Annotated in this window: 6 protein-coding genes and 1 pseudogene; 5 read left to right on the top strand and 2 right to left on the bottom strand. The window is 50.0% G+C overall.

Annotated elements, in window-relative coordinates; translation table 11 throughout:
• Together RMO84_RS19070 and lpxD are read right to left on the bottom strand one after the other, a co-directional pair.
• Positions 1-754, bottom strand: a pseudogene (locus RMO84_RS19070) (hypothetical protein); the annotation flags it as partial.
• 672 nt (positions 755-1,426) lie between these two features.
• Positions 1,427-2,461: a UDP-3-O-(3-hydroxymyristoyl)glucosamine N-acyltransferase gene (gene lpxD / locus RMO84_RS19065; RefSeq protein WP_396135899.1), complete on the bottom strand. Its 1,035-nt coding sequence runs from the start codon at positions 2,459-2,461 to the stop codon at positions 1,427-1,429.
• 27 nt (positions 2,462-2,488) lie between these two features.
• On the opposite strand from lpxD, the gene RMO84_RS19060 reads away from it, so the two are divergent.
• The 5 genes from RMO84_RS19060 to RMO84_RS19040 form a co-directional block, all read left to right on the top strand.
• Positions 2,489-2,662 (top strand): hypothetical protein, encoded by a 174-nt coding sequence (locus RMO84_RS19060; protein WP_310490013.1) that lies wholly within the window; start codon positions 2,489-2,491, stop codon positions 2,660-2,662.
• Positions 2,663-2,934: 272 nt separating this feature from the next.
• On the top strand, positions 2,935-3,660 hold the full coding sequence (gene tpiA / locus RMO84_RS19055; RefSeq protein WP_310490012.1) for a triose-phosphate isomerase: 726 nt from the start codon (positions 2,935-2,937) through the stop codon (positions 3,658-3,660).
• A gap of 139 nt (positions 3,661-3,799) precedes the next feature.
• Positions 3,800-4,816, top strand: a complete 1,017-nt coding sequence (locus tag RMO84_RS19050) for a hypothetical protein (protein ID WP_310490011.1) — start codon at positions 3,800-3,802, stop codon at positions 4,814-4,816.
• Positions 4,817-5,485: 669 nt separating this feature from the next.
• Positions 5,486-6,544, top strand: coding sequence for a phosphate ABC transporter substrate-binding protein PstS (gene pstS / locus RMO84_RS19045; protein WP_396135900.1), 1,059 nt, complete (start codon positions 5,486-5,488; stop codon positions 6,542-6,544).
• Positions 6,545-6,549: 5 nt separating this feature from the next.
• A partial coding sequence (locus tag RMO84_RS19040; RefSeq protein WP_310490009.1) for a phosphate ABC transporter permease subunit PstC occupies positions 6,550-7,219 on the top strand: 670 nt, incomplete at its 3' end.

Genomic DNA, 7,219 nt, shown 5'->3' with positions numbered 1-7,219 from the left:
CTTTGAAAATATTTGGCAGCGCGCTGAGGATCTCGTTTAACAGATTTTGCACTGGTGCCAGCGGCCCTCTAAGATCGAGGACGTCGAGGATCAGTGGCAGGAAAAATAAGAAGACAAACCAGTACAGCGCATTGCCGAGTGTTTCGCTAGGCAAGACTTGATTTTCGCCAACTGCCATCCGTCGCGACATCGCGGGGACAATCGTGCCAGCAGTCCGAACGACGATCGCTTTGACGGCAGTTGCTACCAACCAAGCCACCGCAGCCAAGGCACCTGCCGAGAGCAGTTTTGGTACGAAGGCCAAGACTTGGTTCAGAACATTGTTGAGCGGTTGTGCGACTACTGTGAGGTTGAGCGCGTTGAGGAAGGCGAGTACCGCAAATAGAAAAATTAGCCAGAAGACTACGTCCCCGACTAATTTTTCTGTATTCATGTTCGATCTAGATCCGCCAGTGGCCATCCGACCCAAGCGATTATCGAGGTCGGTACGTTTGAGCAGATTGCGAATGACCGATGAGACGACAAAGGCTAAGATCCAGCCAATAAACAGCGTCACGATCCCGCCGAGCAAGCTCGGTAAGAAGGCACCGACAGTGCCGCTAGTTTGCCGGAACATATTTTCCAGATTAGCGGTGGAAAGATTTGTAGTGGTGGTGGTTGTTGTCGGAGCTGCCACTTGAGCGACTAACCAATTGAGATCGAGAAGCTGACTAGTCTCAGATAACATCCCGAGCGATTGCCAAGTTTCGTTCATATTTTTGCAATGTAATAAATTGTAGATGTCAGGCAGACTGCCTGTGCGACGATCGATTTGACATCCGTTTGCGCTGTTGACACTTTCAGCAGGGCACGAGCGCAGCAGCCAAAGCTACCACGATCCAGCCGCGATCGAGAGTGGTAGTTAGCTACGGCAGATCTGGCGGACTACAGAACCCAAGTCGGAAGATGCACACGACGACGCTGTGGTCGATCTTTTCAGCGCGAACCAGTAGCGGAACACACCGATTTTTCAAACTTCGATCGCAAGCACAAATCTAAGTTAAAGATTCTTTAACTTAGAATCGATTTGGTTGATTTAATCGACAAAATCGAGTAACGATCTCGTCCAACGAAAGTATCCGCTGGAAAATCGAAAGCAGTAATCACTCGCGATCGGCAAACTTTAGATAATATCTACTTTTACCGATTTAAATAATTACAACTAAAATGTAGCTTACCACGTTGGCTCGATAATGACATCTAGCGAAAATGTAATGTTTTGCGTTTTTTAATCGATTACGAGAGTCTAATTAGTAGCCGATCTAACAAATATTTAAGAACGAACTCGATCGACTTTTGGCGTTAAATCCAATACCTGGTCTGGCGACCGCTCGGTGTGCTGTCAAGATTCAATTATCGATCGTTAGCCTTTAATTATTGATTAAATTTAACTCCGCTGGCTTTGTTTAAAGAATTGATACATTTCTGGTAGCCGATTGACGATCGCCGCAGTTTTGAGCCAAAGTTTGTGGGAAACAGCGGGATAACCCGAGACGATTTCCCCCGGTTCGACGTTACTATGAATGCCGGTTTTCGAGGAAGCAATTGCGCGATCGCCGATCGTTACTTGATTGGCGACCCCAACTTGTCCGGCAAGTAAAACCCCATTCCCAACTTTCACGCCGCCAGCCAAACCAACCTGAGCGGCCAGCGCGCAATTAGTACCGATCTGACAACCATGTCCGACATGGACGAGATTATCTAATTTGGTCGCGCGACCGATCCGTGTTTCACCCACTGCCGGTCGATCGATAGTACTATTGCAACCGATCTCGACCCCATCCTCTAAGACCGTATAGCCAGCCTGTTCCATCTTGAACCAGCCGGTCGCTGTCGGCACGAAACCAAAGCCCTCTGCGCCCACGACAGCACCACTGTGGATGACACAATCAGCCCCGATCCTGACCCGCTCGTGAATGGTACAGTTGGCATGGAGGATTGTTCGATCGCCGATCTGGACGTCAGGGTAGATGACCACATTGGGATGCACGATCGCCCCATTGCCGATTTTGACCCCAGCTTGAATCACCGCCCGCGCGCCGATGGCGACACCCTCACCCAATTCCACGCCCGGTTCGACGATCGCGCTGGGATGCACGCCCACTGGCAACTGGAAGGGTTGATAAAATAATTTAATGACTCGGGCAAATAATAAGCGCGGTTCGCTAGCGGCGATCCACGCAATCCCGCGCTCGTCCGCCTGCGCTTGAATCGCCGCATTCATCGGCAAAATCAACGCACTCGCCGCCGTCGTCCCGACAAACTTGGCAAACTTATCGCCTTCGATATAGCTAATCGTTCCCGCTGTTGCCGCATCGATCGGTGCCAAGCCAGTTAAGATGGGATCGAGCTGATGGTCTCGATCGGCACTACTCGCTGCGACCGCCGACCCTAAATTTGTTATCAGTTCAGTAAATTGCACGATCGCTTCGGGGGTAAGGATTAGTTAGTGTCAGACCAAATTGGACTATTACTTAAAATGTTATTACCATCTGTCGCCATCTCGATCGCGATTCACTATCTCGGTGCCAGCTTCACACCAGTCCCAACGACCAGCATCGTCTTGGTCGCCGTCTTTTTGCCATCTAGTGTGTTGGCAGTTTGGCTATGGTGGAGTCGTTGAGAGTTGGGAGTTCGGAGTTCGGAGTTGGGAGATAAGACAAGACAAGACAGGGAGTTGGGGAAAGAGAACTAAACAATTTTTCAGTCTGTTTGGGATAAGTCAAGATTCTGGAATTTCCAGGATTGGCATCACTGTTTTGTCGGGGCAACCAGCAGATCTTCCCCACATCCCAAATCCAAAATTTACCCGCTCCCAACTCCGAACTCCCAACTCCCCACCCAATTCATGGGAATATAGAAAACGACACAGAATCGAGGAACCGAAGATAGATCGTGCGTAAAGTTATTCTGGCTGGGAATTGGAAAATGTATAAAACTCAGCGGGAATCTGCTGAGTTTTTGATGGAATTTGGCTCGCAAATCGATGATGCTCCCGAAACTCGCGAAGTAGTTTTGTGCGTGCCATTTACCGATCTGGATATCGTGAACAAGAGCCTGCATGGCAGTCGCATTCGCTTGGGTGCTCAAAATGTTCATTGGGAAAATTGTGGAGCCTTTACTGGCGAAATTTCGGCCGGCATGTTGACCGAAATGGGCGTGAGATATGCGATCGTCGGCCATAGCGAACGCCGACAGTATTTTGGCGAGACGGATGAAACTGTCAATTTACGGCTTAAAGCGGCGCAACAGGGCGGATTGATTCCGATTCTGTGTGTCGGCGAAACCAAGGCACAGCGCGATGCTGGGACAGCCGAACAGACAATCTTTTCGCAGTTGGATCTGGGCTTGCAGGGTATCGATCTCGATCGACTAGTCATTGCCTACGAGCCAATTTGGGCGATCGGCACTGGGGAGACTTGCGAATCGATCGAAGCAAATCGTATCATTGGGTTAATACGCAAACGCTTAGCCGATCCCAATGTCACAATTCAATACGGTGGATCGGTCAAACCGAATAATATCGATGAAATTATGGCTCAACCCGAAATCGATGGTGTGTTAGTTGGCGGCGCGAGCTTGGCTGCGACTGACTTTGCGCAGATTGTCAATTATAAATAAGCAATTTTGCTACTGGCTAAAAACGGCGATCTCCTAGTCGATCGTTACGATTTAAAAATAGCTAAAAAGATCGGGATGCGATCGAATGCGATCCGATAGACTAAAATAGCATAGCGTTAAATTAAAACCCATAGGGCAAATGCCTGAAAGAGCTATAAATCCGAAAAGTGCCACAGGTTGTCTCCTAGTGCTCATCCCCGCAGCACTGACGATGTCTGCGCTGTTTGTGGCGTGGCCAGTAATATTGGGTGTGACTTTACTCATTGCTGGTGGAAATATCTGGCAAAGTTATGAATGGTCGAAGACGGTGCGATCGATCGATCCGGTTTTCCAACAATCGATCGTTCAGTATCGCGGCGAAATCACGCCGCTCGATCTGGCGGTCAAAGCGAATATTCCGGGAACTGTTGCCAACCGATATTTAGCGGCTAAAGCCAATGAATTTGGCACCAGCAGTCGCCAACATCCCGAGCGCGGTCAAGTTTATTATTTTGTCTCAATTAGTACTCTAGGCAGCATTTTTGATGATAGTGAGGCCGAGATCCCAGAATTGATGCCAGCGGCTAATCCAGTCGTGGCTTTCCAATATCCTTCAGTGCCAGCAGAACTGGTTGCGCCAGTAAATGTTACTGCCGAAGCATTATCGTCTGTAGCGACTATCGCAGCCAGTCCGCAACTATTTGAGCCAGCGGCTCCAGCCGTAACTCGCGATCCGATTTCCAGTCCGCCCATAGTTGCCAAAGCCATACCCGCGATCGAGACGCACCCCGATCCAGCGGTGACTGTCGATCCGATCGTCAGTCCGCTCGCAGTTGCTGAATCTACAGTACCGACAGCGGCAGAGGCTACTCTCATGGTGACTCCCGAGCCAATGTCGCTCCGGCAAGCACTCGCTCGATCCGACGAGCCAATGATTGCGGAGCCGCAGGTAGTAGCGTCACCCGCGATCTCCTCAGAGTCAACGCTCCCAGCGGAGACTCCTGTCATCACGATTCTGCAATCCGATCTCGCCAAACGCTTAGACGTGCATTCTAGTACTGTCTACAAGCGACGGAGCGAACCAAACTTTACTGACTGGACGCGCAATCGCGATCCCGATGGTACTGGTTGGGGATATTCGGTGGCAACGAAGGAATATTATCGCGTTGATACTTGAATTTCTGCACCGTGGCAGATGAGAGATCGATCGTTAATTGTTCCGTCTAAAGTGACAATTTGTAAGTGCGAATGTGCGAGTGTCTGTAATGATTTTGAGTCATTACAGATATTTTTTTGGCTAGAGTAGATTCGCCCCTAGATCGGCACCAAACATCGACACTCAGTAGTGGACGCGATCTGAAAAAGTTAGTCGGATCGTAGGATTGCTCCGCTCGTGAGTTGTACTTAGCCACCCATGAGATCGCAATCTAGGGGCAAGCCTTAACCTGCTATTAATCAAAAATTATGCATAAATTGCCAGTTTTTTAATACAATTAAACTAAGACTTATTTTGAAGATAATTTAAGTCCTTTGACGCTGTTAGCCAACTTCAATCGATCGGACACGATCGGCTGTCAAGTTGAAGTAATTAATTTACTTGCTTGCTAGTAAAAAGCTGTCAAACTAAATTTGAAGACCGCACCAAATTTTGAGGAGTGATAAGATGATGACCGACAAAAGCCACATGACAACCCAGACAGACAATACAGCACATCGATTTTCGTTCCGTTCGCGTAGCGTTTGCCTTAGCAAAAAGGCTTCGTCAACGATCGCCAGCCAATTCACTGCAGTAGGTAGGTCGCGCTTCTCGATCCAGACGATATTAGCACTGACGATCGGGCTAGCCATGTCTGCCTGTACGCCCAAAAGTCCAGATGTCGCCGCTCCGCCAGCAGGTGGCGGGACGACACCCGCACCGACTGCTTCCGGCTCGCCCGCAGCTAGCGGCGGGGGCAGTTCTTCGCTCAGTGGTGCTGGCGCATCCTTTCCCGCACCGCTCTATCAGCGGTGGTTTGCCGACTACAACAAGACCAATCCCGGCACTCAAGTCAGCTATCAATCGGTCGGCAGTGGTGCTGGCGTCGAACAATTTTTAGCAGGGACGGTCGATTTTGGCGCAACGGATGCCCCATTAAAGCCCGAAGAACGTGCCAAGTTTAAGGCTAAATATAACGCCGATCCGATTCAGGTGCCGATGACGGGCGGTAGCGTCGTATTTGCCTACAACCTCGAAGGTGTCAAAGATTTAAAATTATCTCGGGCTGCTTATTGTGGAATTGCCGCTGGTAAAATTACCAAATGGAACGATCCGGCGATCGCCAAAGCCAATGCTGGGGCAAAACTACCCGACCAAGCGATTCAATTCGTCCATCGTTCGGATGGTAGCGGCACGACTTACCAATTTACCACTCACCTCAAGGCAGCTTGTCCCGGCGTGTGGACGGCAGGAGCCAATAAAACCGTCGCTTGGCCGAGCGGAACCGGTGCCAAAGGCAATGAAGGGGTCGCCGCTCAGATCAAACAAACGCCAAGTTCGATCGGTTATGTCGAGTATTCCTACGGCAAGCAAACGGATCTGACGATGGCTGCGCTCGAAAATAAATCTGGCAAACTCATCGCCCCTTCGCCAGAAGCCGGTGCCGAAGCTTTTGTCGGTCAGACAGTACCAGCAGATCTGGCTTTGACCGTCCCAGATTCCACCAATCCCAAAGCTTACCCGATCTCCGGTTTGACTTGGTTGCTCCTCTATCCCCAATCTAAAGATGCTGCCAAGCAAACAGCACTTAAAAGTGTTATCGACTGGTCGCTCACGACAGGTAAAACCAGTGCTACAGAACTGGGCTATATTCCGCTAGAAGCTGGACTAGTAACTAAAGTCAAGGCAGAACTCAATAAGGCCAAATAAACCTCATGACGTCCAAACCTCCAGCTCCACCAGAGACATTACTAGCAGCCTCGACTAGTTTCAAATTAGAGAGATCGATCGATCGCGGTTTTCAGTGGCTGACGCTGGCATTGGCAATTTCCGTGGGCGCGATCCTACTGTGGATCGCCTACTCACTATTTGTGATTGCCTTGCCAGCGATCCAGAAATTTGGCAGGGGCTTTCTGGTCGATAGTACCTGGGATCCCAACAAAAACGTCGATCCCACTACGGGAATCGGCGGTGTGTATGGCGCACTACCGCATATCTATGGTACCGTCCTCAGTTCCGCGATCGCGCTCTTATTTGCCGTGCCGCTGGGAGTTGGAGTGGCGATTTTCTTGACTGAAAACTTTTTAAAGCCAAATATTCTCCAACCGATCGCGTTTACGATCGAACTCTTAGCCGCAGTGCCGAGTGTGGTTTATGGTTTGTGGGGTTTGTTCGTGTTTTTGCCAGCACTCAAACCCATATTCCAAGGACTGCATCGCTACTTTGGCTGGATTCCCGTGTTCTCGACCGAGCCGAGCGGACGGCAGCTATTTGGTGCGTCACTGGTACTGGCGATCATGATTTTACCGACGATTATTGCGATCTCCCGCGATACGCTCAACTCCTTGCCACCCAAGCTCCGGCAAGGAGCCTACGGTTTGGGGG

The sequence above is a fragment of the Chamaesiphon sp. VAR_69_metabat_338 genome (genome assembly GCF_031423935.1).
In the GTDB taxonomy this organism is placed as follows: Bacteria; Cyanobacteriota; Cyanobacteriia; order Cyanobacteriales; family Chamaesiphonaceae; genus Chamaesiphon.
The sequence above is the reverse complement of the archived record's forward strand: the minus strand, read 5'-3'. Positions and strand labels throughout refer to the sequence as shown.